The sequence below is a fragment of the Streptomyces sp. CWNU-52B genome (assembly GCF_047444975.1).
Lineage (GTDB): Bacteria > Actinomycetota > Actinomycetes > Streptomycetales > Streptomycetaceae > Streptomyces.
The window spans coordinates 232,219-255,996 of the sequence record NZ_JBLFJV010000011.1; the positions used below are offsets into that span (position 1 = coordinate 232,219).

A 23,778-nucleotide genomic window follows, 5' to 3' on the forward strand; every position below is an offset into this window, starting at 1 on the left:
ATCGTATTTCTATGCTCTGTCGGCATGGAGCTGATCCAGCAGAACTCCGACCTGTCCGCCTATCTGGCCGCCGACGACGTCATCGACCATCACCATTCGGCGGTGCGCGAGGTCGCCGCGCGTCTCGCGGGCCAGGTCGCCGACTCGTATGCCTATGCGCAGGCCGCGTTCGAATTCGTGCGTGACGCCATCCCGCACTCCCAGGACTCCGGTGACCTGCGCGTCACCTGGCGCGCCTCCGACGTGCTGGAGCGGGGTACCGGCATCTGTCACGCCAAGGCCCACGCCCTGGCGGCCCTGCTGCGGGCGGAGGACATCCCCACGGGGTTCTGCTATCAGAAGTTCGACGTGGTGCACGGGCTCGTCGCCGTCCGGTTCCACGGCGCCTGGCACCGGCAGGACCCCCGGGGCAACAAGCCGGGTGTGGACGCCCGGTTCTCCCTCGAAGGCGAGCGGCTGGCGTTCACGCCCGACCCGAAGTCCAATGAGCTGGACTATCCAGTGTTGTACGCTGAACCGCACCCGGCCGTTCTCAGCGCCCTCAAGGCCGCTCCCGACCGGCCGCGTCTGGGAGATTCGCTCCCCACCGCACTCTGACCGAGGCAGACAGGCAGGCCATGACTCTCCCGTTCACCGTCACCGTGTCCGAGGACGTGCGCGCTCTGGCGCCCGGCTTCCGGTACGTCACCGTCGAGGCGCACGGACTCGTCAACGGGCCCAGTACGGACGGCACCGCGCGGCTCCTTGACGACGCGGCCCGCCGTCTCGCCGTACGGCTCCGGGGGAGCGCGCCGCACGAGGATCCGCACATGGCCGCCTGGCGGAGCGTGTACACGGCGTTCGGCGCCAAGCCGTCGCGGACCCGCAACTCGGCGGAGGCGCTGGCCAGGCGGGCGCTCTCGGACGCCGGACTGCCGCGGATCAACCTGCTCGTGGACGTCTACAACGCGGTCAGCGTCGCCCGGCTGATCCCGGTCGGCGGCGAGGACCTCGACCGGGTCCGGGGCGGGATGCGGCTCGTGCGGGCCACGGGTGACGAGGAGTTCGTGACCGTCGCGGGCGGCGAGGAGGCTGTCGAGCACCCGGATGCCGGCGAGGTCGTGTGGTGTGACGACACGGGCGTGACCTGCCGCCGCTGGAACTGGCGCCAGGGGCCGCGCACCCGGCTGACGGAGGAGTCGACCTCGGCGGTCTTCCTGCTGGAGGGCATGGCCCCGATGCCGGTGCCCGACGTCGAGGACGCGGGTGGCGAACTCGCCGAGCTGCTGGAGAAGTTCAGCCCCGGGGCACGGGTCACCGTGCGGGCTTCCCGGTAGTGGTTCAGCGAGCCTCGGCGGCCTTGACCTCTTCGGGGGTCGGGGCCGTGCCGCCCAGGTGCGCCGGCATCCACCAGGTGTCGTCCGGGCCCTTGGGGCGTACCGGATAGGCGCGCTGCGCGGCTTCCAGGAGCTCCTGCACGCGCTCGCGCAGCTGCCGAGTGATGGCGCCCGCGTACTTGTCGCGCGAGGCCTCGATCGCCTCGCCGACGCGGATGGTGATCGGGGTGTGGCTGCGCTTGAAGTTGCGCGGGTGGCCCTTGGTCCACAGCCGCTGCGTGCCCCACACGGCCATCGGGATCAGCGGGACGCCCGCCTCCTGGGCCATGCGGGCGGCGCCCGACTTGAAGCTCTTCAGCGTGAACGACTGGGAGATCGTGGCCTCGGGGAAGACGCCGACGATCTCACCGGAGCGGAGCGAGTCCAGCGCGTGCGCGTACGCCGTCTCGCCCTGCTTGCGGTCCACGGGGATGTGCTTCATGTTGCGCATCAGCGGGCCGGAGACCTTGTGGCGGAACACGGACTCCTTCGCCATGAAGCGGACCAGTCGCTTCTGCGGCAGCGCGGTGAGGCCGTCGAAGATGAAGTCGAGATAGCTGATGTGGTTGCTCACCAGCACCGCACCGCCCGAGCGCGGGATGTTCTCCGTCCCCTTGAGGTCGATCTTCAGGTCCCAGGCCTTGAACAACGTCTGGGCGAGACCGATGGCGGGACGGTAGACAAGCTCAGCCATGGACGGAGTGGACCCTTCTTACTGGTCTGCCTGGGAAGGGGGGCTCCCGGCGGGAAACTTACGCTGCCGTAGGTTTACGGCATTGCGCAGATCGTGCCCCAAGAACGGACGAGTGACCAGTCCTGGTGCCGGAGATTGGCGAGATTCTCGTCACGTCAACCCTTGATCCACCTCGGCGTTTTACGCCGCCTTTACTCCGCGCGAACCGCGACTCGCCGTACGAGCAGGTACATCTCGCATCCGAGGCAGTACCCGAAGGCCGCGTTGAGGAACGCCGCCGCCAGGGCCGCCCCGGTCGCCGCGAGCCCGAGCCACTCGGGGCCCGCCGCGAAGCCGACGAGACCTACCGCCGCGAACACGAGCCCGACCGCCTGCGCGAACCGAGGCGGCTCGGGAGCCTCGAACTCCGTCGGCGCCCCGATCCGCGGCCGCACGACGTGCCGGAACAGCAGGCCGTACGGGGAGCGGCCGACGCCCAGGGCCGCGCCGAGCGCGAACGCCAGTGTCTGCCAGGCCAGCAGCCAGGCGCTGCCGGTGATCAGTACGGCTGCCAGGATCACGGTGGTCACGGCCGCTCCGAAGCGCGGCCCTCTCGCGTCGATGTTCATAAGTGAAGCCTTCCGTATGGAGATCTTTTCGGGAGTCCGGGAATCTTTGCATTCTTGTGAACGCTGAAGCGCACGATGACCGGACTCGTGGTGTGTGTGGCGGTGCTCGCGGCGGCGAGCGCCTACGGAGTGCTGAACCGACGTCGGAGCGGGAGAGTCAGAGTGCGCGGGCGTGACGACGGAAAGCGGCTGAGCGCGGCCGAGTTGGGCGAGGACCTCGGCGAGCGGGCCACGCTCGTCCAGTTCTCCAGCGCCTTCTGCGCCCCCTGCCGGGCGACCCGCAGGGTGCTCGACGAGGTGGCCAGGATGGTCCCGGGCGTACGGCACGTGGAGATCGACGCCGAGGAGCGCCTCGGCCTCGTCCGTGAACTGGACATCCTCAAGACGCCGACCGTGCTCGTCCTGGACGCCGGCGGTCACGTCGTGCGCCGCGCGACCGGTCAGCCACGCACGGCGGACGTCATCGCCGCCCTCGGCGAGGCGGTCGGAACACCCTGATCGATCGGAACCCCCTGATCATGAGGCTGGAGGCCCTCGGTGACGCAGCTCCCAGATACCGGGACGCACTTGACTGCATCCACCACCTATCGTCAGTGTGACCGTATGCCCATGGAACTCCTTCCCGTCGAGCGTGCACGGTTTCGGGCCGCGACGGCCCTCGTCCGCAGTGCGCGCGGGCGCTGTCCGGGCGCCTGAGCAGCAACAGGACCCTCCCCGCGCCCGGTCTCGCTCCGGCGGGGGCCCATGTCGTCTCGCGCAGAAGGACAACTCCATGACGGCCACACCCGATCTCCGTACCTCCCGACTCGCCTCCCCGGACCTGCTCCGCTCCGCCTTCCGGCAGCACGCCGCCGGTGTCGCCGTGATCACCGCGCGGGGCGACGACGGGCCCGTGGGCTTCACCGCCACCTCGCTGGCCTCGGTGTCCGCCGAGCCCCCGCTGGTCTCCTTCGGCATCGGCACCGGAGCCTCCAGCTGGCCCGCGGTCTCCCGTACGGACCACGTGGGCGTCCATGTCCTCGGCGAGCATCAGCGGGAGCTGGCCGCCACCTTCGCCCGCAGCGGGGCCGACCGCTTCGGCGAGCCCACCGCCTGGCGGGAGGGCCCCGAGGGCGTTCCCGTGCTCGACGACGTCCTGGCCTGGCTCGTGTGCCGGATCGTCACCCGGGTTCCGGCCGGGGACCACCGCATCGTGCTGGCCGAGGTGCTGCTCGGGGACCCGGCGGGTGCGGGGCGCCCTCTCCTGTACCACCAGGGGCGCTTCAACGGGCTGCGGGAATGATCACGTACCGGGCCGGCCGGGTCCCCCGCTGCGGGATCCCCGAGTTCCGATTACGCTGCGTTGCGAAGGTCACAGTTCAAAGCGCTTGCTTAGAGGGAACCAGCTACGGGAGCGTAGAAGCGCGTACTGGCGAGTAATATTTCGCTCGGAGCGCGGGTCGCCCCCACCGGGAACGGCCGCTTCAGGCGCCTATGCTGCCCATGAGCAGGCAGCCCAGAAAAGACGATGCAGTAGGAGAGCCGGCGTGAGCTTGAGGATCGTTGTCACTGTGAAGTACGTGCCCGACGCCACTGGCGACCGGCACTTCGCCGAGGACCTGACCGTCGACCGTGACGACGTGGACGGCCTGCTGTCGGAGCTCGACGAGTACGCGGTGGAGCAGGCCCTGCAGATCGCCGCCGAGGCGGACGACGCGGAGATCACCGTGCTGACCGTCGGCCCCGATGACGCCAAGGACGCGCTGCGCAAGGCGCTGTCCATGGGCGCGGACAAGGCCGTCCACGTCGAGGACGACGATCTGCACGGCACCGACGCCATCGGCACGTCGCTCGTGCTGGCCAAGGCCATCGAGAAGGCCGGCTACGACCTGGTCATCTCCGGCATGGCCTCCACCGACGGCACCATGGGCGTCGTCCCGGCCCTGCTCGCCGAGCGTCTGGGTGTGCCGCAGGTCACGCTGCTCTCCGAGGTCTCCGTCGCGGACGGCGTCGTCAAGGGCCGCCGTGACGGTGACACCGCCTCCGAGCAGCTGGAGGCCTCGCTGCCCGCGGTCGTGTCGGTCACCGACCAGTCGGGCGAGGCGCGTTACCCGTCCTTCAAGGGCATCATGGCGGCCAAGAAGAAGCCGGTTCAGTCCTGGGACCTCGAAGACCTGGAGATCGAGCCGGCCGAGATCGGTCTCAAGGGCTCCTGGACCAAGGTCGACGCGGCCACCGAGCGTCCGGCGCGCACCGCGGGCACGATCGTCAAGGACGAGGGCGAGGGCGGCAAGCAGCTCGCCGAGTTCCTCGCGGGCCAGAAGTTCATCTAGGACGCGGGCCCGCCGCGGGCTCCCTGACCGTCCCTCATCTTTCGCAAGCAGGAGAGAAGAAGTCCCATGGCTGAAGTTCTCGTCTACGTCGACCACGTGGACGGCGCCGTCCGCAAGCCCACCCTCGAACTGCTGACGCTGGCCCGCCGCATCGGCGAGCCCGTCGCCGTCGCGCTCGGCAACGGCGCCGCGGACACCGCCGCCGCGCTCGCCGAGCACGGCGCGGTCAAGGTCCTCACGCACGAGGCCGCCGAGTACGCCGACTACCTCGTGGTACCGAAGGTGGACGCGCTGCAGGCCGCGTACGAGGCCGTCTCCCCGGCCGCCGTGCTCGTCCCGTCGTCCGCCGAGGGCAAGGAGATCGCCGCCCGCCTCGCGGTCCGTGTCGGCTCCGGCATCATCACCGACGCCGTCGACCTGGAGGCCGGCGACGAGGGCCCGGTGGCCACGCAGTCCGCGTTCGCCGCCTCCTTCACCACGAAGACCCGGGTCTCCAAGGGCACCCCGGTCATCACGGTCAAGCCGAACTCGGCCGCCGTGGAGGCCGCCCCGGCGGCCGGCGCCGTCGAGGCGCTGTCCGTCACGTTCTCCGCGCAGGCGACCGGCACCAAGGTCACCGGCCGTACCCCGCGCGAGTCGACCGGGCGTCCGGAGCTGACCGAGGCCGCGATCGTGGTCTCCGGCGGCCGTGGCGTCAACGGCAGCGAGAACTTCGGAATCATCGAGGCGCTCGCCGACTCCCTCGGCGCGGCCGTCGGCGCCTCGCGCGCCGCGGTGGACGCCGGCTGGTACCCGCACACCAACCAGGTGGGCCAGACCGGCAAGAGCGTGTCCCCGCAGCTCTACATCGCCAACGGCATCTCCGGCGCGATCCAGCACCGCGCCGGCATGCAGACCTCGAAGACGATCGTGGCGGTCAACAAGGACGCCGAGGCCCCGATCTTCGACCTGGTCGACTACGGCGTGGTCGGCGACCTCTTCGAGGTCGTCCCGCAGCTCACCGAGGAGATCAACACCCGCAAGGGCTGAGCGCTCTCCGCAGGACGAGGCCCCCGCGACCGGTACGCCGAGTACGGTCGCGGGGGTCTCGCCGTGCCGGAAGCCCGCTCGCACCCCCACGCCTTCAGGCCGCCACGCCCTCACGCCAGGGTCAGTGACGCCTGTACGGGCAGGTGGTCGCTCGGGAACTGCCCGTCCACGGAGAAGGTGTTGACCGACGCCCGGTGCGTGCGCACGCCGGGCGAGGAGAAGATCCAGTCGATGCGGTCGCCGTCCGGGGTCAGCGGCCGGTAGCCGTGGAACGTGGCGTACAGCCTGCTCCGCTCGGCCGCCGTCTCCCAGGTGTCGGCGAGTCCGGCGCCGAGCATCGTGTCGTAGACCGGGTTCTGGTGGGCGGCGACGTTGAAGTCGCCGGTCACCAGCAGGGGCAGTGACCGGTCGAGCCCCGCGATCCGCTCGGCGATCAGGGCGGCGGCACGCGCGCGTGCGTTCTGGCTCGCGTTGTCGAGGTGGGTGTTGAGGAAGTGGAACTCCCGCTGCCCGTCCCGCAGATCACGGAAGCGGACCCAGGTCACCATGCGTATGGACCCGCCGCCCCAGGTGTTCGAGCCGATCACGTCGGGTGTGTCGGAGAGCCAGAAGTGGTCGTACTCGACCGGTGCGAGTCTGCGGGTGTCGTAGAAGACCGTCATGAACTCGTCCCGGCTGCCGCCCGCGCGGCCTGTGCCGATCCAGTCGTAGTGCGCGCCGAGGTCCGTCGCGATGTCGCGCACCTGCTGGTAGAGGCCCTCCTGGGTGCCGATCACGTGGAGCCGCTCCCGGCGGAGCAGTTCACGGGTGACGGGACGGCGGACGGTCCAGCTGTTGGGTTCGGCGGTGCTCGCGTAGCGCAGGTTGAACGACATGACCTCCAGCCGGCCGGGCCGGTCCGCCGCCGAGGCGGGCGACTTGGGGAGGGCTGCGGCGGCCAGGGGGAGGGCGACCGCGGCGGTGAGTGCGGCCTTCAGACCCACGCGGCGCGTGACTCGGCTGTGATGGGGCACGGGATGCTCCTTCTGTGGCGTGTGCCGGTTCTGCGGCGGATGCCGGTCGAGTCGTGCGTCTCGAAGTCTCAAAGTTGGGCGTGAACATGTCGAGATATCGGGATGGACCGCGAGGGAAGTCCGCGCGTGCGCCGCGCGGGGCCCGGGGAACTCCGGGAGGGTGTTGACCGGCCGGAAGGTCCATGGATAACTTCGTTCAACGGATTGTTGATTCCGTGGAGCGGAAAACGGGAGGGTACTCAATGGGTCAGGGTCAGGGCCAGGGTCGGCAGGAGAAGGTGGCGACGAGTCTCGCGGGCGCGGTCGGCGAGGAGATCAGCGCCTCCCTCGCCCCGGTCGACGCCGAGTTGGAGCGCCGCTACCCCGGAGACCCCGGAACCCGTCAGCCCGTCCACACCGTGTACGTCCCCGGCGACACCTTCGCCGCCGGCACCGTCCGCTCCTGGGGCGACCAGGCCCTCGCCGCCCTCGACCGGCACGCGCCCGACGCCGCGGCCTTCGCCGCCGTCCTCGGCCTCGCCGACGACCTCGCGGTGCCCGTGTACGACCGCGTACGCGCCAAGCTGGAGCGCGAGCCCGTGGAAGACCTGCGCGTCGACTTCGAGGACGGCTACGGACCGCGCCCCGACGCCGAGGAGGACGAGGCGGCCGCCCGCGCGGCCCGGCTGATCGCGGAGGCCTACGAGGACGGCACGGCCGCCCCGTACATGGGGATCCGGATGAAGTGCATGGAGGCGCCGGTCCGCGACCGGGGCATCCGCACGCTCGACATCTTCCTCACCGGTCTGATGGTGGCCGGCGTACTGCCCGCCGGGCTGGTGCTGACCCTGCCGAAGGTGACGTACGCGGAGCAGGTCACCGCGATGGTGCGGCTCCTGGCGGAGTTCGAGAAGGCACACGGACTGGACCAGGGCCGCATCGGGTTCGAGATCCAGATCGAGACCAGCCAGTCCATCCTCGCCACCGACGGCACGGCGACCGTGGCCCGGATGATCCAGGCCGCCGAGGGCCGCGCCACCGGACTGCACTACGGGACCTTCGACTACAGCGCCTGTCTCGGCGTGTCCGCCGCGTACCAGGCCAGTGACCACCCGGCCGCCGACCACGCCAAGGCGATCATGCAGGTCGCGGCCGCGGGCACGGGGGTGCGCGTCTCGGACGGCTCCACGAACGTGCTGCCGGTCGGCCCGACGCCGAAGGTCCACGACGCCTGGCGCCTGCACCACGGCCTCACTCGCCGCGCGCTCGCCCGTGCCTACTACCAGGGCTGGGACATGCACCCCGGGCACCTTCCGACCCGGTACGCGGCCGTGTTCGCCTTCTACCGTGAGGGGTTCGAGCAGGCCGCGGCGCGGCTCGTCGCGTACGCCAACCGCGTCGACGGCGATGTGATGGACGAGCCGGCCACCGCCAAGGCACTCAGCGGTCACCTGCTGCGGGGCCTGGACTGCGGCGCCCTGGACATCGCGGAGGTGGCACGGGCCACCGGACTCACGCGCGCCGATCTGGAGGGCTTCGCGGCACCGCGCCGGGCGGACCTCACTGTCTCGGCCAAGTAGCGGCCCTGCCACGGCCGTTGTCGGCGGCGCGCGCCGTCACCCGACCTGACGGAGGACCAGAAGCCCACAGGAGAGGGCGAGGAGAGGAAGTTCCCTTCACCGAGCGGCAACCCGGACCGCACCGAGGGCACCGAGCCGAAGCGCCGGGCCCGGGAGCCCTCGCCCGAACCCGTCGACGGCCGTACGACAGGCGGGAGTTCGGGCGTCGGCGACGGGCGAGAGGGCACGTCGGGCGAGGCCTCCGGGCAGTGGGCGAACACCTGGTGGGCGAAGGCCGACGACGATAGCGGGAACACCGGCGTCCACGTCAGCGACGTCTACATCGCGGGCGGCGACAACGACGCGCCCGCGCCGGGACTGCCCGTCTGCTGACCGTGTACGTGATCCGTCGCCCGCGCGGTCGGTACGTACTGCTCAAGGCCGGAAGCCGTCGTGCGCCCCTCCCGGGCGAAGAGCCGGGTCCCCTCGGCCGCGAGCCGCGGGTCGGCGCGTGTCCGGGAGCAGAACTCCTCGGGCGTGGACCCGAACAGCTTCCTCAACCCCGGTGACTCCGCCAGCAGTTCGGTGAGCAGCCGCCGTTCCCCGGGATGCCGGCGCGCGGCCCCGGTGCCGTCGTGGAGGACGCCATGGCGGTTCACGTACAGCTGGGCGTCGTCGAGCGGTTCGCCCGACTCCAGCTCGACCCGGAAGCCGGTGGCGGGCAGCGGCACACGATCGTAGGCGCCCGACGGCCTGGTGACTCCCTCGCTCTCGTCGACCGCGGCCAGCTGCGCCGCGTCCAGCCAGGTGACGAACAGGTCGCGGGTGTGCCCGGGTGCGCCGAAGGGCGACGCGGACACGTAGCCCATGGTGCTGACGTGCGCCGACACGCCGATCTCCAGCCCCGTGACGCGCGCCTTCACCAGCGGGAGCCGGGACGACGACAGTCCGTACTGCCGCAGCTTGAGGCGGAGTTGGGCGGGGGAGGCGTTGGAGCCGACCGCGAGGACGGGGACCCGGTCGGTGAAGGTGAGGCGGGTCAGCGGCAGCAGCCGGTCCCCGTCGAGGACCCCCGACTCCGCGGGCCAGACGCCGGGATAGACCAGGGGCCGGTCGAGCGGCGCCACGGCCAGGCCGAGGGCTTCGAGGGTGCGGTCGGCGGTGTCGTCCCGGGGATCCATGTACTTCCGTATATCAGCCGGGGTGTCAGCCCGTGGTCAGACGGAGGGCGGCAGTTCGCCCGAGCCGCGAGTGATCAGACGCGTCGGGAGCTCGATGCGTTCGGGCATGAGGAGGGAGCCCTCCAGCTGGCGGAAGAGGCGGTCGGCGGCCGTGCGGCCCAGCTGGGCGGCGTCCTGGGCGACGACGGTGACCCCGGGCTGGAGCAGGTCGGCGAGCTCGATGTCGTCGAAGCCGACCAGGGCCACGGGACGGGCGAGCTCGGCGATGACGCGGACGACGGTGACCGTCACGCGGTTGTTGCCCGCGAAGACCGCGGTCACGGGGGACGGACCCGAGAGCATGGTCTCCGCGGCCCGGCGGACCCGAACCGGGTCGGTGACGCCCAGGGACATCCAGCTGTCCTCCGCCTGGATACCGGCGTCCTCCAGAGCGGTGCGATAGCCGCGCAGACGCTCGGCGGCGGTGTGGATACGGGGCATGTCCCCGATGAACCCGATCCGGCGGTGGCCGTGCGCGACGAGGTGCGCCACACCGTCGCGCGCGCCGCCGAAGCTGTCGGAGAGCACGACGTCCGCGTCGATCTGCCCGGCGGGGCGGTCCACGAACACGGTGGCGACGCCCGCCTTTATCTCGGGCTCCAGATAGCGGTGGTCGTCACCCGCAGGAATGATGACCAGCCCGTCCACGCGGCGTGCGCACAGCGCGAGGACCAGCTCCTGCTCGCGGTCCGGGTCCTCGGCGCTGGAGCCGTTGATCAGCAGGGCGCCGTGGGAGCGGGCCACCTCCTCCACCGCCCGGCTCAGCGGGCCGTAGAACGGGTCCGCCAGATCCTCCAGGACCAGGCCGACGCTGGCGGTACGGCCCTTGCGGAGCACCCGCGCGCTGTCGTTGCGCCGGAAGCCCAGCGCGTCGATGGCCTCCTGCACCCGGCGCTCGGTGTCCGGGGTGACGCCGGGCTCACCGTTGACTACGCGCGATACCGTCTTCAGTCCGACCCCGGCACGCGCGGCGACGTCCTTCATCGTCGGGCGGTTGCCGTAGCGGCTCTCGGTTCGGCGGGCGGGCTCGGCCACGATGCGCTGTCCTGTCCTGTAGTCCATGGGGCTGGGTCGGTCCTGACGGGCTCGGTGAGCAGCCGGATCAGGATGTGGCGTCGAGCATAGAGCCTGGACAACGTTGTCAGATGCGGGAGAGGATGCGAGAAGGACTGTCCATCGCATTCTTCGGCCCGCCCACCCCGCACCGCGCGACCGGCCTGCCCTTTCCTCATGGTCCACATCGGGATCCGATCGGGAGAACTCACACTGATGCACACCGACCTCGTGGCCGCGCTCGACATCGGCGGCACCAAGATCGCCGGAGCGCTGGTGGACGGCCACGGCCGGATCCTGCTGCGCGCCCAGCGGCCGACGCCCGCGCAGGAGAACGGCGACGTCGTCATACGGGCCGTGGAGGCCGTACTCGGCGAACTGACCGCCTCACCCCTGTGGAGCAGGGCCGCGGCGGTCGGTATCGGCAGCGCCGGTCCCGTGGACGCCTCGGCGGGCACTGTGAGTCCGGTGAACGTTCCCGGCTGGCGCGACTACCCCCTCGTCGAACGGGTCCGTGCCGTGACGGACGAACTGCCCGTCGAGCTGATCGGCGACGGCGTGGCGATCACCGCGGCCGAACACTGGCAGGGGGCGGCGCGCGGGCACGACAACGCGCTCTGCATGGTCGTGTCGACGGGTGTCGGCGGCGGCCTGGTCCTCGGCGGACAGCTGCACCCCGGTCCCACCGGCAACTCCGGTCACATCGGCCACATCAGCGTGGATCTCGACGGTGACCTGTGCCCGTGCGGGTCCCGCGGGTGCGTCGAGCGCATCGCCAGCGGACCGAACATCGCGCGCCGCGCCATCGAGGGCGGCTGGCGGCCGGGCCCGGAGGGGGACACCTCGGCGGCCGCCGTGGCGGCCGCCGCCCGGGCCGGGGACCCGGTCGCGACGGCCTCCTTCGAGCGTGCCGCGCAGGCCCTGGCGGCGGGCATCGCGGCGACCGCGACCCTCGTGGAGATCGACATCGCGGTGATCGGCGGGGGAGTGGGCAAGGCGGGCGAGGTCCTGTTCGCGCCCCTGCGAGCCGCCCTGCGCGACTACGCCACGCTGTCGTTCGTGCAGCGCCTCACGGTGACGCCCGCTCAGATGGGTACGGACGCCGGTCTGGTGGGCGCCGCGGCGGCCGCGCTCAGCCGCAGGTCGAACACGCGGGCGGCGGGTGTGGTCGGCTGAGGTGCCGCGGTCATGAGGCGGTGCAGGCTGACGGGGTGACGGGGTGACGGGGTGACGGGGTGACGGGGTGACGGGTTGAAGGGTGACGGGGCGAAGGGGTGAGGCGTTGCGGCGGCCCGGCGTCGAAGCGCTGTTCGGGGCTTCCCGGTGGTCCGGCCGTGACCCAAGAGCGTGTCGGCAGTTGAACCGGGCATGAAGAAGCGCAGCATGCTCGCGATCGCGTCCCTCGCCGCCGGTTTCGTGGTGGCGGCCGTCACCCCGTCCCACTCCCTCGACGGTGACGCCCTCGGCAATCTCGATCTGCAGGACACCATCAGCGCCGTCGACCGGACGGTCAGCGACGGCAGCCTGGCGATGGAGGACACGCCGCAGGGGCAGCAGGGCTGACCGCCCGGCGGACCCGCCCTTACCGGTCCTGACCCGTTCTGACCTGTTCCGACCCACGAGCCCGGCCTGTCGAAGGCCGGGCTTTCGTGCGTGTTCGGCCCGTCGAACGCGACCTCATCAGGACCTGGTTTCCGTGGCAGTGTGGAGCGGGCAAGCCTCAGGGGGCCAACAGCAGAGGGGGGAACCGTGATCGTCTGGATCAACGGTGCGTTCGGTGCGGGGAAGACCACCACCGCACGGGAACTGATCGACCTGATCCCGAACAGCACACTCTTCGACCCCGAGCTCATCGGTGCCGGGCTGGCGCAACTGCTGCCCGCCAAGCGCCTCGCCGAGGTCGGCGACTTCCAGGACCTGCCGATCTGGCGGCGGCTCGTGGTGGACACCGCGGCCGCCATGCTCTCCGAACTGGACGGTGTGCTCGTGGTCCCCATGACACTGCTCCGCCAGGACTACCGCGACGAGATCTTCGGGGGGCTCGCGTCCCGCAGGATCGAGGTACGCCATGTGCTCCTCGCCCCGGCGGAAACGATCCTGCGCGAGCGGATAGCCTGCCGGGAGGTTTTGCCGGACCTTCCCGACGGGGAGATACGGGTGCGCCAGTGGTCGTACGACCAGATCGAGCCCTACCGCGCCGCCCTCGCCGGCTGGCTGACGGTGGACGCCCACCCCGTCGACAACAGCACGCTCACCCCGTACGAGACCGCCGTACGGGTCGCCGAGGCCGTGAGCGACGGATCCGTGCCGGTCTGCGACATCGTGCAGACCCCGGAGCCCACGTCGGAGACCGTCGCGGCGGGCGTGCTCCTCTTCGACGAGCAGGACCGGGTGCTGCTCGTCGACCCGACGTACAAGGCCGGCTGGGAGTTCCCCGGCGGGGTCGTCGAATCCGGGGAGGCGCCGGCGCGGGCGGGTATCCGCGAGGTGGCCGAGGAGACCGGCATCCAGCTCGCGGACGTGCCCCACTTGCTGGTCGTGGACTGGGAGCCTCCCGCGCCCCCTGGTTACGGCGGGCTGCGTCTGCTCTACGACGGCGGCCGGCTCGACGGCGGGGAGGCGGGGCGGTTGCTGCTGCCGGGGCCCGAACTGCGGGACTGGCGGTTCGTCACGGAGGAGGAGGCGGCTGTGCTGCTGCCGCCGATCCGTTTCGAGCGGCTGCGGTGGGCGTTGCGGGCGCGGGAGGGGGGCGCGGCCCTGTATCTGGAGGCTGGTGTGCCGAGGGGGTAGGGGTAGCGCCGGGGGTTTGAGTTCGTGCGCTGTCTGCGGGTGGGTGGGGGCTGGGCGCGCAGTTCCTCGCGCCCCTTGGGCGGGGCTGCGCCCGCGCCTCTTGGGTTGGCTGTCGGGTGCGGGTGGGTGGGGGTTGAGCGCGCAGTTCCTCGCGCCCCTTGGGGGCGGGGCTGCGCCTGCCCGTATTGCTCAGCCCTGTCGGTCAGTTCGTTGCGTAGTTCTGGAGGAACAGGGCCTCCGTGACGGCGAGGCGTTCCAGTTCGTCGGGGGACACGCTCTCGTTCACGGCGTGGATCTGTGCCTCCGGCTCGCTGAGGCCGATCAGGAGGATCTCCGCCCGCGGGTACAGGGACGCGAGGGTGTTGCACAGCGGGATGGAGCCGCCCTGTCCCGCGTACTGCATCGGCGCTCCGTCGTACGCGACACCCATCGCCTCCGCCATCGCCGCGTACGCGGGGCTCGTGGTGTCGGCGCGGAAGGGCTGGCCCTGGCCGATCTGCTCGGTGCTGACCCGCGCCCCCCACGGGGTGTGCGCCTCCAGGTGGGCCTCCAGCAGCTTGGTCGCCTCGACGGTGTCCACGCCCGGCGGCACCCGCAGGCTGATCAGCGCACGGGCACCGGCCTGCACGGACGGCGTGGCGCCGACCACCGGCGGGCAGTCGATGCCCAGCACGGTCACGGCGGGCCGCGCCCAGATGCGGTCCGCGACCGTGCCCGACCCGATCAGCTCCACACCGTCGAGCACCTTGGCGTCCTTGCGGAACTGCGCCTCGTCGTACTGCAGCCCGTCCCACCGTGAGGTGTTCGTGAGCCCGTCGACCGTCGTCGAGCCGTCCTCGGCGCGCAGTGAGTCCAGTACGCGGACGAGGGCGCTCAGCGCGTCGGGCGCCGCGCCGCCGAACTGCCCGGAGTGCAGGTTGCCTTCGAGGGTGTCCACCCGGATGCGGACCAGCGTCATGCCGCGCAGCGCGGTGGTGACCGTCGGCACCCCGACCCGGAAGTTGCCGGAGTCGCCGATGACTATGGTGTCGGCCGTCAGCAGTTCGGGGTGCTCCTCGGCGTACCGCTCCAGGCCGCCCGTGCCCTGCTCCTCGGAACCCTCCGCGATCACCTTGACGCTCACCGGGATCCCGCCGTTCGCCTTGAGGGCGCGCAGCGCCAGCAGGTGCATGAGCACGCCGCCCTTGCAGTCGGCGGCCCCGCGTCCGTACCAGCGGCCGTCCCGCTCGGTCAGCTCGAACGGCGGAGTCCGCCAGCCGTCCTCGTCGAGCGGCGGCTGCACGTCGTAGTGCGCGTACAGGAGAACGGTCTTCGCGCCCTCGGGGCCGGGCAGATGGCCGTACACCGACTGTGTGCCGTCGGGGGTGTCGAGCAGCGCGACGTCCTGGAAGCCCTCGGCGCGCAGCGCGTCGGCCACCCAGTTCGCGGCGCCCTCGCTCTCGCTCCTGGGGAACTGCTCGAAGTCCGCCACCGACTTGAAGGCCACCAGCTCGGTGAGCTCCGCCTTCGCCCTGGGCATCAATGAGGCGACGGTCTCGGCGACCGGATTCGACGACATGGGCACGCTCCTCGTGGGTGCGACGTTGTACGGGTGGGTACGGGCGCGAATGCACGCGCCGTACGGATGTGCGCGCTGCATACGCTGCCGATCCTCCCACAGCGGTCTTCACCGGACGTCGCCGTAGGATGCGTGGAGCAGGTGCGGCAGGCGGCTGGATCGGAGCAGCAGACCATCGTGAGCAGCAACAACTCTTCAGACGACGCAGAACAGGTATGGGACGTCGTCGTGGTCGGCGCGGGGCCGGCAGGCGCCTCGGCCGCCTATGCGGCAGCGGTCGCGGGGCGCCGCGTCCTGCTACTGGAGAAAGCCGAGCTGCCCCGTTACAAAACGTGCGGCGGCGGCATCATCGGACCGACCCGTGACGCACTGCCGCCGGGTTTCGAGCTGCCATTCCGGGACCGGGTCCACGCGATCACGTTCTCGCTGGGCGGAAAGTTCACGCGGACCCGGCGTTCCAAGCAGATGCTCTTCGGGCTCATCAACCGCCCGGAGTTCGACCAGCAGCTCGTCGAGCACGCGCAGAAGGCGGGCGCCGAGCTGCGTACGGGGGTCACGGTCTCGCGGGTGGAACAGCACGGCTCGGCGGTCCCCGACCGGCGCTCGGTGGCCGTCGTCCTCCAGGACGGCGAGACGCTGCTGGCGCGGGCGGTGGTCGGCGCGGACGGCAGTGCCAGCCGGATAGGGGCCCACGTCGGGGTGAAGCTCGACCAGGTCGACCTCGGCCTGGAGGCGGAGATCCCCGTGCCGGAGACGGTCGCGGAGGACTGGAAGGGACGGGTCCTCATCGACTGGGGTCCCCTTCCCGGCAGTTACGGCTGGGTGTTCCCCAAGGGCGACACCCTCACGGTCGGCGTGATCTCGGCGCGCGGCGAAGGCGCGGCCACCAAGCGGTATTTGGAGGACTTCGTCGCCCGGCTGGGCCTCGCCGGGTTCGAGCCCAGCATCTCGTCGGGACACCTGACGCGCTGCCGCGCCGACGACTCACCGCTGTCGCGCGGGCGGGTGCTGGTGTGCGGGGACGCGGCGGGGCTTCTGGAGCCGTGGACCCGCGAGGGCATCTCCTTCGCGCTGCGGTCCGGGCGGCTCGCGGGCGAGTGGGCGGTGCGCATCGCGGAGGCCCACGACGCCGTGGACACCCGGCGGCAGGCGCTGAACTACGCCTTCGCGATCAAGGCGGGCCTGGGGGTGGAGATGAGCATCGGCAAGCGCATGCTCGCCATTTTCGAGCGCAGGCCCGGGGTGTTCCATGCCGCGCTCACCGGCTTCCGGCCCGCGTGGAAGGCGTTCGCGGGCATCACCCGCGGCTCCACCACGCTGGGCGAGATGGTGCGGTCGCATCCGATGGCGGAGCGGGCCCTGACCAAGATCGACCGCTGATCGTCCGAGAGCGCTGAGTGTTCGAGACCGCTGGTCGTGCGAGACCGCTGGGTGTCGGGACAGGTGGTCGTCGGGACGGGCGGGCGGCGGCGGGGTCTTGGCGTCGGGTCCGTCGCTGTCGCCATCGCCGATGTCGGCTCCGTCGTACGGGGCGGGCGCCGCGCCGGGACATGGCTCGCGGGCCCCGGGCCCCGGGCCCCGGGTCACACCTGGGCACGGCTCGGCTCGGCCCGCCCGCCCGACCGGTCCGCGGGTCCGGAAGGGCGTGGGCCCGGCCGGTGCGTACAGCTGAGCGCGTACCCCGGAGCGGGTACCCCCGCGGCGCGTACTCCGCCGGGAGTACGAGTGATCACCACACTCGGCTGACGCCCCCGGCGGCCCGTGCCGTCTAGCGTGGCGGGCATGGACGAGCAGCACACACGCCGACGCGGCGGCCACCCTTCGCGCAGGGGCCGTCCACCACGGAGCCGGCGGCACGGGCCGCCGTGGTGGGTCCACCGCGACGAGGACGACGAGGGCGGCCGCCGCTCTCGTCGGCCGTGGCGTACGACGCTGCTGCTCACCGTGTTCGTCCTCGTCGGCAGCAACTTCGCGGCGGAGAACCAGCCGAACCGGGAGCAGCTCGACGTCCTCGCGCGCGCCCTGCTCCTCGCGGGCGGTCTCCTGCTCCTGTGGCGGCAGCGGCACCCGGTGCTCGTGCTGTGGGGCGTCGCGGCCTCGGCACTCGTCTACTTCGGCGCGGGATACCCGTACGGGCCGGTCTTCCTCACGGTCGCGCTCGCCTGCTTCAGCGCGATCGTCGCGGGGCACCGGCCGGCGGCCTGGGCCGCGCTCGGCACGTTGTGGGCGGGCCATCTCCTGGTGGGGCACTGGCTCTACCGGTGGCTGCCGCCGCGGGGCGACCAGGCCTCCCCCTGGGACGACGAGATCGCCGTCGCCGTCTGGGTGGTGGCGATCCTCGCGGTCTCCGAACTCACCCGCGTCCGCCGTGAGCAGGTGAACCGGGACCGGGCGGAGCGCCGGCAGGCGGCCAGGCGGCGTGCCGACGAGGAACGGCTGCGCATCGCCCGCGAACTGCACGACGTCCTGGCGCACAGCATCTCGGTCATCAACGTACAGGCGGGGGTGGGCCTCGCACTGCTCGACTCCGACCGGGAGCAGGCACGTGCCGCGCTGACCACCATCAAGGCCGCGAGCAAGGAGGCGCTGGGAGAGGTGCGTCAGGTGCTCGACACGCTCCGCGCGCCCGGTGACGCGCCGCGCGCGCCGGCGCCCGGCCTCGACCGTCTCCCCGAACTCGTGGAACAGGCCGCAGCCGCCGGACTGACCGTCGACGTGGAGAACCCGGGCGGCGGCAGGAACCTGGCGCCGGGCGCCGATCTCGCCGCCTTCCGCATCGTCCAGGAGGCGCTGACCAACGTCGTACGGCACTCCGGCTCACGGCACGCGCGCGTGCGGGTCGACCGGACCGGCGACGCCCTGCGGCTCCGTATCGACGACGACGGCCCGGCGACCGGTGAGGACGCGGGCGGCAGTGGCAACGGACTGGCCGGAATGCGGGAGCGGGCCGCGGCCCTGGGTGGCAGGATCGAGGCCGGGCCACGCGAGGACGGCGGTTTCCGGGTGCTGGCCGTGCTTCCGCTGAGGAACGCGCTCGGGGTGCCGGGGGCGTCGTCGGCCGAGGAGCCTTCCGCGTTCGAGGAACCGTCCGTGTCCGACACGTTCCGCCCCTTCAAGGAGGACCGGTGATCCGCGTACTGCTCGCCGACGACCAGTCACTGGTCCGCGCAGGCTTCAAGGCGCTGCTCGACGCCCAGCCGGACATCGAGGTGGCCGGGGAGGCCGCGGACGGGGTGGAAGCACTGCGAGGGGTACGCGAACTGGGGCCCGACGTCGTCCTGATGGACATCCGCATGCCGGTGCTCGACGGCCTCGCCGCGACCCGTCGCATCACCGACGACCCGGACCTGCGGGAGGTCAAGGTCGTCATGCTCACCACCTTCGAACTCGACGAGTACGTCTTCGAGGCGATCCGTTCCGGGGCGTCCGGCTTCCTCGTCAAGGACACCGAACCCGAGGAACTCCTGCGGGCCGTCAGGGCGGTCGTCGAGGGCGACGCGCTGCTCTCGCCGGGAGTGACACGGCGCCTGATCGCCGAGTTCGCGGCCCGCTCGAAGGAACCGGAGGCCGCGGACGCGCTCGCCGAACTCACCGAGCGGGAGCGGGAGGTGATGGCGCTGGTCGGCATGGGGCTGTCGAACGACGAGATCGCGCGGCGCCTCGTGGTCAGCCCCCTGACGGCCAAGACCCATGTGAGCCGCACCATGGTGAAGCTAGGCGCCCGCGACCGGGCCCAACTGGTCGTGCTGGCCTACGAGTCCGGGCTGGTACGGCCGGGCTGGCTGGGCTGAGGACCCGGTCGGAACCGCACCAGCACCGAGACCACCCGCAGGAGGAAGAGGACCCCGGCGAGGGCCTTCCCCGCGGCGAGCAGCACCATTTCGACCGTTCCCGGCAGATCGAAGAGCAGCGCGGGACCGGCGAGGGCTCCGAACAGCAGCGCCCCGGCGAACACGGCGCTGGCCAGTGCGTACATGATCTCCACGGTGATCGCGTCCCGCTCGGACTGACTCCGTCGCCCCCTGGCGTGTCCCATAGGGGGAGTGTCACAGCTGTGCGCCCGGCGGGGCAAGGGAGCCCGCCGGGCGCACGCCGCCGCTGCGGGGGACCGGTCGTGGACCACCGCGCGCCCCTCCTCCTGCCCTCTCGTCGGGCCGGGCCGGTAGTAGGGTGCGGCCATGGCGGCGGTGGAGAGGGCCGGGACGGCCGAGCAGGGGCTCGTGGACCAGTGGCGCGGCATCCTCGCGGTGCACGCGCGCACCCAGTGCGAACTCGACCGTGCGCTGCACCGACACGGCCTGGGCGCCAGCGACTTCGAGGTCCTCGACATCCTGGTCACGGGCGTGCCCGCGGACGGCGGACCCGCCCGTCGGGTGCAGGAGATCAGTGAGCGCGTGCATCTGAGCCAGAGCGCGCTGTCGCGGCTGATCGGGCGGCTGGAGAAGGACGGCCTCGTGGAGCGCTGCATGTGCGCGGAGGACCGGCGGGGCGTACGCGTGTCCCTCACGGACAAGGGCCGCGCCCTGCACGGCGAGGTGCTGCCGCTGCAACGGGCCGTGCTGGAGCGGATGCTGGCGGGCGCGGCGCAGGACCGGCCGGGTGCCCGCCCGGCGCGTCCGCTCAGGTCCAGCTGATCCCGGACCGCTCCCGCCACAGCGTCGCGAGTGACGCGTCGCCCGTCACGCCCGGGGCGGTCCCGCGGTTCCACAACGCCAGGTAGAGCTGCACGGCCGTACCCGTCAACTCGCAGTCGGCGTCCGCCGCTTCACCTCGCTCGGTGACGGGCCGTCCGGGCGACAGGCGCACGGTCCACCGGGCGTCCGAGTCCGAGGCCCGCACCCGGAGCACACGCGGCTCGTCCGTCCGCACTCTGCTCCTGCCGCGCGCGTGGAAGCCGAGCAGCAGTTCGTCGATGCCGTCGACCGCGAAGTCCACGGAGATCGAGCCCGGCCGACCGCCGCGTGCGGACTCGGCGCCGGGCGCGGAGCCGCCGCTGAGCGCGGACTCGGCGTCGATCCGGTGCACGGTCGTCTCGTGGGCCTGCCGGCGTGCCCAGAACGCGAGCGGCGACGCGGCGGGCAGGAAGCTCCAGCAGTCCACGTCGGGCGGCGCGGTGGCGAGTGTGTCGACGAGCCGCCGGTGCCCGTGCCGGAACCAGGCCAGCAACTCGGCGCCGTCGAGGTCCGGCAGACCGCCGTCCGGGTGGTACGACGTGTGCCCCTCGGCGACGAACGCCGTGGCCCAGCGGTGCACCATGCCGGTGTGCCGCACCAGGTCCCGCACCCGCCAGTCCGGGCAGGTCCGCACCTCGGCCCCGGCCCCTGCCTCCTCAGCGGCCCCGGCCAGCGCCCGGCCTTCCCGGTCCAGGGTCCGGATGAACTCGGCAATCTCCATGTGGGGGAGTGTGCCGGACGGAGGGGGCTGTGCGGGAGGAGGCCGGGTGCCTCCGCGGACACCGGAGTCCGGGTACGTGCCGGTGGCTCAGCTCCCGGCGTTCTCGTCGGGGTCGAAGCTCGCGAAGTAGGCGGCGGCCATGTCCTCGTCGCCGTGGCCCTGCGCGGCGGCGCGGGCGAAGCGTTCGGCGCTCGCGGCCGCGACGTCGAGGCGGATCCCGTGCTGCTCGCCGGCCTCGACGATCAGGCGGGCGTCCTTGGCGGCGGTGGACACGGCGAACGAGGCGGGCGACAGCCGGTCCTCCAGGATGAGGGCGCTCTTGGCGTGCAGGTATCCCATGTCCAGCGGACCGTCGGCGATGGCGTCGAAGAAGCTCCCCGGGTCCACACCCAGCACCTTGGCCAGGGCGAGGGTCTCGCCGGTGGCGCTGGTGGCGGCGACGACCCAGCTGTTGGCCACGAGCTTGAGCCGGGTGGCACCGGCCGCCGCCCCGTCCTCGCCCGTCCACACGGTACGGGCCCCGACCGCGTCGAAGACCGGCGTCACGGCGTCCCGGCGGTCGGCCGGCCCGGCGGCGAGCACGAGCAACTGCCCTGCCTCGGCGGGCTGTCGGGTGCCGAGGACGGGCGCGTCGTAGAAGACCAGCCCCTGCTCACGGGCGAAGCCGGCCAGCTCGCCGACGGAGGCGATCCCCGCGGTCGTCGACTGCACCCACGGGGTACCCGCGCGCAGGGCCGGCGCGGCCTGGCGCATCACGTCGAGCACGGCGGGGCCGTCGTACAGCATGGTCAGGACGACGTCGGCGCCCTCGACCGCCTCGGCGGGCGTGGCGGCGATGTGCGCGCCGTCGGCGGCGAGCGGCTCGGCCTTGTCGCGGCTGCGGTTCCAGGCCCGGACGGTGTGTCCGGCGCGGGCGAGGTTGCGGGCCATCGCGGCGCCCATGATCCCGGTGCCCAGGACACTGACAGTGAGCTTGTCGGTCATGACATCAACTTCCTGATCCGTTCGGTGCGGTGGACACGACTGTGCCGTGTGCGGCGGCGCGACGCAGGTACAGGCGCCGACGGGTTCAGGGACGGGCGGTCACGAAACGCCCTGGGGCTCCGTCGCCCGCCGTGTCCCGTACCCGATGGCGGCGGCCAGCGCCGCCAGCACGGCCACACTGGTGAGGGCCACCGACAGGGAGAACCAGTCCGCCATGAACCCGATCGCGGGCGGCCCGAGGAGCATGCCGCCGTAGCCGAGGGTGGAGGCGGTCGCGACACCGCTGGGGCCCGCCAGCGCCCCGGCGCGTTCGATGGCGATCGGGAAGATGTTCGCGAGTCCGAGCCCGGTGACGGCGAAGCCGAGCAGGGCCGCCCACACCGAGGGGGAGAGGGAACCGAGCAGCATCCCGGCGGCCGCCGTGACGCCGCCCGCGACCACGGTCCGGCTTCTGCCGAGCCGTTCGATGAGCGCGGTTCCGGTGAGCCGGCCGATCGTCATGGCGAGCGCGAAACAGGAGTAGCCCGCCGCCGCGACGCCCGGGTGGGCGTTAAGGTCCTGCTCCAGGTGCAGCGCTCCCCAGTCGGCCAGGGCGCCTTCCCCGTAGGCCGTGCAGAGGGCGATCAGGCCGAGGACGACGACCAGGCGGCGGTTGCGGGCTGCCGGGTTCCCCGAGGCCGGCTCCTCGCGTGGCGGGCGCGCCCCGGGCTCCTCGCGGTCCGGCGGAACCGGCGCCCCGTACCGGAGCAGGACGCGTCCCGCGACGGCGGTCACCAGCAGGCCGATCACCGTCAGGCCCAGCAGATGCCTGGTGGGTGACAGCGACCCGGCCACCAGTCCGCCGAGGCCCGCACCGGCCATGCCGCCCAGACTGAAGGCGGCGTGGAACGTCGGCATGATCGGACGCCGCAGCACGGCCACGAGGTCGACGGCGGCGCTGTTGAAGGCGACGTTGATGCTCCCGTAGGCGGCCCCGAAGACCAGCAGCACGGCGCCGAGTGCCAGGGCCGAGTGAGTGAGCGGCGGCAGCGCGACGCTGAGGGAGAGCAGGACGCCGCACAGGACGGTGACGCGGTGGCTGCCGTAGCGGTGGCAGAGCCGGCCGGTGAGCATCATCGTGACGACGGCTCCGGCGGAGACCCCGAGGAGGGCCAGGCCCAGGGTGCCGGCGGAGGCGTCGGTCTGCTCCTTGATCGCCGGGATACGGACGACCCAGCCGGCGAAGACGAAGCCGTCCAGAGCGAAGAAGACCGTGAGGGCGGTACGGAGCCGGGTGAGGCCGTGGTTCGGCGGGGCGGCGCGCGTCCGGGCTTTGTTTATTAGCGGCACAAAATCAGGCTAGGTGGGGGTCGGTTGCCGGGCAAGGGAGTTGGCGTTGGTCGGGGGTGAGGGTGGGACCTTGCCATCCGTGTCACTTGGTGACGGTGGTGCTGAGTGGCAGTGGGAGGGCCGGACCTCGTCGCACTCAGCTGCTGATGGGGTCTCCCACCGCTCCGCCGGTGGCTCTGCGGACGGCGCGCGCGATGCGTTCGGGGGCGTCGATGTAGTCCCGCGGATCGGCACCCCCGAGGATGGCGGCGCCGATGTCCTCGCTGATGACCCGCAGCGCCGCCGCGGCCGCCGCGGCGTGCAGGCGTACGTCCAGGTCGTCGGCCGGGAGCGCGAGCCGGGGGCCGATGATCTCGGTCATCTCGCGTTCCATCTGGTCGCACGCCATCAGCCAGGCGGTGCGGATGGCCGGCTCCTTGTCGGCCAGCAGGATCATCTTCATCGCGAGGGTGTTGTCGGCCACCTCGACGGCACTGGCCTCACGGCCGTACTTACGGGTCTCCGCGGCGAAGTGCTCCTCCAGGGAGAGGGCCGGCGGCCAGCTGCGCAACGTGGACATCTCCCAGTCCAGGCCGCGCGTCACGATGGGCTCGGCGCAGCTCTCCTTGCTGCGGAAGTGACGCCAGATGGTGCGCGTCGACAGACCGACGGCCTCGGCGATCTGGTCGCCGCTGGTCGCGTCCACGCCCTGCTCCCAGAAGAGACGGGAGGCCTCACGCGAGATCTCCAGACGCAGGCGGTAGCGGCGCTGGTCGCTCATTCCGCCTCCGCCGCGCTTCATCGATGCCGTGTCGGCCATCTCGCCGCTCCCCACGTCCGGTGGCTCATCGAGTGTCATAATGGCACTTAGTGACGCCGAATGCCAGCTCGGTGATCACGCCGTGGATTCCCCTGCCGCCTC

Annotated in this window: 25 protein-coding genes; 14 read left to right on the plus strand and 11 right to left on the minus strand. The window is 72.0% G+C overall.

The window, feature by feature from the left end; translation table 11 throughout:
• The first annotated feature begins 24 nt into the window (after nucleotides 1-24).
• Both ACLVWQ_RS14140 and ACLVWQ_RS14145 read left to right on the plus strand, forming a co-directional pair.
• On the plus strand, nucleotides 25-597 hold the full coding sequence (locus ACLVWQ_RS14140; protein ID WP_414108906.1) for a transglutaminase domain-containing protein: 573 nt from the start codon (nucleotides 25-27) through the stop codon (nucleotides 595-597).
• 20 nt (nucleotides 598-617) lie between these two features.
• Nucleotides 618-1,316 carry a B3/4 domain-containing protein gene (locus tag ACLVWQ_RS14145; protein WP_414108907.1) on the plus strand — a complete coding sequence of 233 codons (699 nt, stop codon included), beginning with the start codon at nucleotides 618-620 and terminating at the stop codon, nucleotides 1,314-1,316.
• 4 nt (nucleotides 1,317-1,320) lie between these two features.
• Here the strand turns inward: ACLVWQ_RS14145 and ACLVWQ_RS14150 are convergent, their stop codons facing one another.
• Both ACLVWQ_RS14150 and ACLVWQ_RS14155 read right to left on the minus strand, forming a co-directional pair.
• On the minus strand, nucleotides 1,321-2,049 hold the full coding sequence (locus ACLVWQ_RS14150; RefSeq protein ID WP_414108908.1) for a lysophospholipid acyltransferase family protein: 729 nt from the start codon (nucleotides 2,047-2,049) through the stop codon (nucleotides 1,321-1,323).
• Between the two features lie 191 nt (nucleotides 2,050-2,240).
• A complete protein-coding gene (locus ACLVWQ_RS14155; RefSeq protein WP_414108910.1) occupies nucleotides 2,241-2,657 on the minus strand; it encodes a DUF4395 domain-containing protein in 417 nt (138 codons plus the stop codon).
• Between the two features lie 75 nt (nucleotides 2,658-2,732).
• Between ACLVWQ_RS14155 and ACLVWQ_RS14160 the strand changes: the two genes are divergently transcribed.
• From ACLVWQ_RS14160 to ACLVWQ_RS14175, 4 genes are all read left to right on the plus strand, one after another.
• Nucleotides 2,733-3,155, plus strand: coding sequence for a TlpA family protein disulfide reductase (locus tag ACLVWQ_RS14160; RefSeq protein WP_414108912.1), 423 nt, complete (start codon nucleotides 2,733-2,735; stop codon nucleotides 3,153-3,155).
• A gap of 274 nt (nucleotides 3,156-3,429) precedes the next feature.
• On the plus strand, nucleotides 3,430-3,939 hold the full coding sequence (locus tag ACLVWQ_RS14165; protein ID WP_414108914.1) for a flavin reductase family protein: 510 nt from the start codon (nucleotides 3,430-3,432) through the stop codon (nucleotides 3,937-3,939).
• Between the two features lie 244 nt (nucleotides 3,940-4,183).
• Nucleotides 4,184-4,969 carry an electron transfer flavoprotein subunit beta/FixA family protein gene (locus ACLVWQ_RS14170; RefSeq protein ID WP_414108915.1) on the plus strand — a complete coding sequence of 262 codons (786 nt, stop codon included), beginning with the start codon at nucleotides 4,184-4,186 and terminating at the stop codon, nucleotides 4,967-4,969.
• A gap of 66 nt (nucleotides 4,970-5,035) precedes the next feature.
• A complete protein-coding gene (locus tag ACLVWQ_RS14175) occupies nucleotides 5,036-5,998 on the plus strand; it encodes an electron transfer flavoprotein subunit alpha/FixB family protein (RefSeq protein ID WP_414108916.1) in 963 nt (320 codons plus the stop codon).
• A gap of 110 nt (nucleotides 5,999-6,108) precedes the next feature.
• Here ACLVWQ_RS14175 and ACLVWQ_RS14180 read toward each other — a convergent pair whose 3' ends face one another.
• Complete coding sequence (locus tag ACLVWQ_RS14180) at nucleotides 6,109-7,011, minus strand: endonuclease/exonuclease/phosphatase family protein (protein WP_414108917.1); 903 nt, start codon at nucleotides 7,009-7,011, stop codon at nucleotides 6,109-6,111.
• A 242-nt stretch (nucleotides 7,012-7,253) separates the two neighbouring features.
• Between ACLVWQ_RS14180 and ACLVWQ_RS14185 the strand changes: the two genes are divergently transcribed.
• Nucleotides 7,254-8,570, plus strand: coding sequence for a DUF6986 family protein (locus tag ACLVWQ_RS14185; protein WP_414108918.1), 1,317 nt, complete (start codon nucleotides 7,254-7,256; stop codon nucleotides 8,568-8,570).
• Between the two features lie 317 nt (nucleotides 8,571-8,887).
• On the opposite strand, the gene ACLVWQ_RS14190 is transcribed toward ACLVWQ_RS14185, so the two are convergent.
• The gene (locus tag ACLVWQ_RS14190) at nucleotides 8,888-9,730 is read right to left on the minus strand and encodes a hypothetical protein (protein WP_414108920.1); all 843 of its coding nucleotides are present in this window, start codon (nucleotides 9,728-9,730) and stop codon (nucleotides 8,888-8,890) included.
• 36 nt (nucleotides 9,731-9,766) lie between these two features.
• Nucleotides 9,767-10,831, minus strand: a complete 1,065-nt coding sequence (locus ACLVWQ_RS14195) for a LacI family DNA-binding transcriptional regulator (RefSeq protein ID WP_414108922.1) — start codon at nucleotides 10,829-10,831, stop codon at nucleotides 9,767-9,769.
• Between the two features lie 207 nt (nucleotides 10,832-11,038).
• Between ACLVWQ_RS14195 and ACLVWQ_RS14200 the strand changes: the two genes are divergently transcribed.
• The 3 genes from ACLVWQ_RS14200 (at nucleotide 11,039) to ACLVWQ_RS14210 (ending at nucleotide 13,612) form a co-directional block, all read left to right on the plus strand.
• A complete protein-coding gene (locus ACLVWQ_RS14200) occupies nucleotides 11,039-11,998 on the plus strand; it encodes an ROK family protein (RefSeq protein ID WP_414108923.1) in 960 nt (319 codons plus the stop codon).
• Between the two features lie 192 nt (nucleotides 11,999-12,190).
• Nucleotides 12,191-12,385 carry a hypothetical protein gene (locus ACLVWQ_RS14205; protein ID WP_414108924.1) on the plus strand — a complete coding sequence of 65 codons (195 nt, stop codon included), beginning with the start codon at nucleotides 12,191-12,193 and terminating at the stop codon, nucleotides 12,383-12,385.
• 186 nt (nucleotides 12,386-12,571) lie between these two features.
• On the plus strand, nucleotides 12,572-13,612 hold the full coding sequence (locus ACLVWQ_RS14210; RefSeq protein WP_414108926.1) for an NUDIX domain-containing protein: 1,041 nt from the start codon (nucleotides 12,572-12,574) through the stop codon (nucleotides 13,610-13,612).
• 202 nt (nucleotides 13,613-13,814) lie between these two features.
• Here ACLVWQ_RS14210 and ACLVWQ_RS14215 read toward each other — a convergent pair whose 3' ends face one another.
• Complete coding sequence (locus tag ACLVWQ_RS14215; protein WP_414108927.1) at nucleotides 13,815-15,170, minus strand: dipeptidase; 1,356 nt, start codon at nucleotides 15,168-15,170, stop codon at nucleotides 13,815-13,817.
• Between the two features lie 174 nt (nucleotides 15,171-15,344).
• On the opposite strand from ACLVWQ_RS14215, the gene ACLVWQ_RS14220 reads away from it, so the two are divergent.
• From ACLVWQ_RS14220 to ACLVWQ_RS14230, 3 genes are all read left to right on the plus strand, one after another.
• Nucleotides 15,345-16,550 carry a geranylgeranyl reductase family protein gene (locus ACLVWQ_RS14220; protein ID WP_414109062.1) on the plus strand — a complete coding sequence of 402 codons (1,206 nt, stop codon included), beginning with the start codon at nucleotides 15,345-15,347 and terminating at the stop codon, nucleotides 16,548-16,550.
• A gap of 402 nt (nucleotides 16,551-16,952) precedes the next feature.
• Entirely contained in the window at nucleotides 16,953-18,299 is a 1,347-nt protein-coding gene (locus ACLVWQ_RS14225) for a sensor histidine kinase (protein WP_414108929.1), read from the plus strand.
• A complete protein-coding gene (locus tag ACLVWQ_RS14230) occupies nucleotides 18,296-18,961 on the plus strand; it encodes a response regulator (protein WP_414108930.1) in 666 nt (221 codons plus the stop codon). The genes ACLVWQ_RS14225 and ACLVWQ_RS14230 overlap by 4 nt, the downstream gene beginning before the upstream one ends.
• Here ACLVWQ_RS14230 and ACLVWQ_RS14235 read toward each other — a convergent pair.
• Nucleotides 18,922-19,206: a DUF6332 family protein gene (locus ACLVWQ_RS14235; protein WP_414108931.1), complete on the minus strand. Its 285-nt coding sequence runs from the start codon at nucleotides 19,204-19,206 to the stop codon at nucleotides 18,922-18,924. The genes ACLVWQ_RS14230 and ACLVWQ_RS14235 overlap by 40 nt on opposite strands.
• Before the next feature lie 142 nt (nucleotides 19,207-19,348).
• Between ACLVWQ_RS14235 and ACLVWQ_RS14240 the strand changes: the two genes are divergently transcribed.
• Nucleotides 19,349-19,804, plus strand: a complete 456-nt coding sequence (locus ACLVWQ_RS14240) for a MarR family winged helix-turn-helix transcriptional regulator (RefSeq protein WP_414108932.1) — start codon at nucleotides 19,349-19,351, stop codon at nucleotides 19,802-19,804.
• Here ACLVWQ_RS14240 and ACLVWQ_RS14245 read toward each other — a convergent pair.
• The 4 genes from ACLVWQ_RS14245 to ACLVWQ_RS14260 form a co-directional block, all read right to left on the minus strand.
• Entirely contained in the window at nucleotides 19,791-20,564 is a 774-nt protein-coding gene (locus tag ACLVWQ_RS14245; RefSeq protein WP_414108934.1) for a maleylpyruvate isomerase family mycothiol-dependent enzyme, read from the minus strand. The genes ACLVWQ_RS14240 and ACLVWQ_RS14245 overlap by 14 nt on opposite strands.
• A gap of 87 nt (nucleotides 20,565-20,651) precedes the next feature.
• A complete protein-coding gene (locus tag ACLVWQ_RS14250; RefSeq protein ID WP_414108935.1) occupies nucleotides 20,652-21,548 on the minus strand; it encodes an NAD(P)-dependent oxidoreductase in 897 nt (298 codons plus the stop codon).
• Nucleotides 21,549-21,647: 99 nt separating this feature from the next.
• Complete coding sequence (locus tag ACLVWQ_RS14255; protein WP_414108937.1) at nucleotides 21,648-22,877, minus strand: MFS transporter; 1,230 nt, start codon at nucleotides 22,875-22,877, stop codon at nucleotides 21,648-21,650.
• 136 nt (nucleotides 22,878-23,013) lie between these two features.
• On the minus strand, nucleotides 23,014-23,676 hold the full coding sequence (locus ACLVWQ_RS14260; RefSeq protein WP_414108938.1) for a TetR/AcrR family transcriptional regulator: 663 nt from the start codon (nucleotides 23,674-23,676) through the stop codon (nucleotides 23,014-23,016).
• Between the last annotated feature and the right edge of the window lie 102 nt (nucleotides 23,677-23,778).

Excerpts from the sequence above, each read along its gene's own strand:
- ACLVWQ_RS14205 (WP_414108924.1), top strand. The coding sequence starts at position 12,191 with ATGAAGAAGCGCAGCATGCTCGCGATCGCGTCCCTCGCCGCCGGTTTC.
- ACLVWQ_RS14185 (WP_414108918.1), top strand. The coding sequence starts at position 7,254 with ATGGGTCAGGGTCAGGGCCAGGGTCGGCAGGAGAAGGTGGCGACGAGT.
- ACLVWQ_RS14225 (WP_414108929.1), top strand. The coding sequence starts at position 16,953 with ATGGACGAGCAGCACACACGCCGACGCGGCGGCCACCCTTCGCGCAGG.
- ACLVWQ_RS14215 (WP_414108927.1), bottom strand. The coding sequence starts at position 15,170 with ATGTCGTCGAATCCGGTCGCCGAGACCGTCGCCTCATTGATGCCCAGG.
- ACLVWQ_RS14175 (WP_414108916.1), top strand. The coding sequence starts at position 5,036 with ATGGCTGAAGTTCTCGTCTACGTCGACCACGTGGACGGCGCCGTCCGC.
- ACLVWQ_RS14245 (WP_414108934.1), bottom strand. The coding sequence starts at position 20,564 with ATGGAGATTGCCGAGTTCATCCGGACCCTGGACCGGGAAGGCCGGGCG.
- ACLVWQ_RS14235 (WP_414108931.1), bottom strand. The coding sequence starts at position 19,206 with ATGGGACACGCCAGGGGGCGACGGAGTCAGTCCGAGCGGGACGCGATC.
- ACLVWQ_RS14190 (WP_414108920.1), bottom strand. The coding sequence starts at position 9,730 with ATGGATCCCCGGGACGACACCGCCGACCGCACCCTCGAAGCCCTCGGC.
- ACLVWQ_RS14140 (WP_414108906.1), top strand. The coding sequence starts at position 25 with ATGGAGCTGATCCAGCAGAACTCCGACCTGTCCGCCTATCTGGCCGCC.
- ACLVWQ_RS14240 (WP_414108932.1), top strand. The coding sequence starts at position 19,349 with ATGGCGGCGGTGGAGAGGGCCGGGACGGCCGAGCAGGGGCTCGTGGAC.
- ACLVWQ_RS14195 (WP_414108922.1), bottom strand. The coding sequence starts at position 10,831 with ATGGACTACAGGACAGGACAGCGCATCGTGGCCGAGCCCGCCCGCCGA.
- ACLVWQ_RS14150 (WP_414108908.1), bottom strand. The coding sequence starts at position 2,049 with ATGGCTGAGCTTGTCTACCGTCCCGCCATCGGTCTCGCCCAGACGTTG.
- ACLVWQ_RS14200 (WP_414108923.1), top strand. The coding sequence starts at position 11,039 with ATGCACACCGACCTCGTGGCCGCGCTCGACATCGGCGGCACCAAGATC.
- ACLVWQ_RS14250 (WP_414108935.1), bottom strand. The coding sequence starts at position 21,548 with ATGACCGACAAGCTCACTGTCAGTGTCCTGGGCACCGGGATCATGGGC.
- ACLVWQ_RS14260 (WP_414108938.1), bottom strand. The coding sequence starts at position 23,676 with ATGGCCGACACGGCATCGATGAAGCGCGGCGGAGGCGGAATGAGCGAC.
- ACLVWQ_RS14165 (WP_414108914.1), top strand. The coding sequence starts at position 3,430 with ATGACGGCCACACCCGATCTCCGTACCTCCCGACTCGCCTCCCCGGAC.
- ACLVWQ_RS14160 (WP_414108912.1), top strand. The coding sequence starts at position 2,733 with ATGACCGGACTCGTGGTGTGTGTGGCGGTGCTCGCGGCGGCGAGCGCC.
- ACLVWQ_RS14155 (WP_414108910.1), bottom strand. The coding sequence starts at position 2,657 with ATGAACATCGACGCGAGAGGGCCGCGCTTCGGAGCGGCCGTGACCACC.
- ACLVWQ_RS14145 (WP_414108907.1), top strand. The coding sequence starts at position 618 with ATGACTCTCCCGTTCACCGTCACCGTGTCCGAGGACGTGCGCGCTCTG.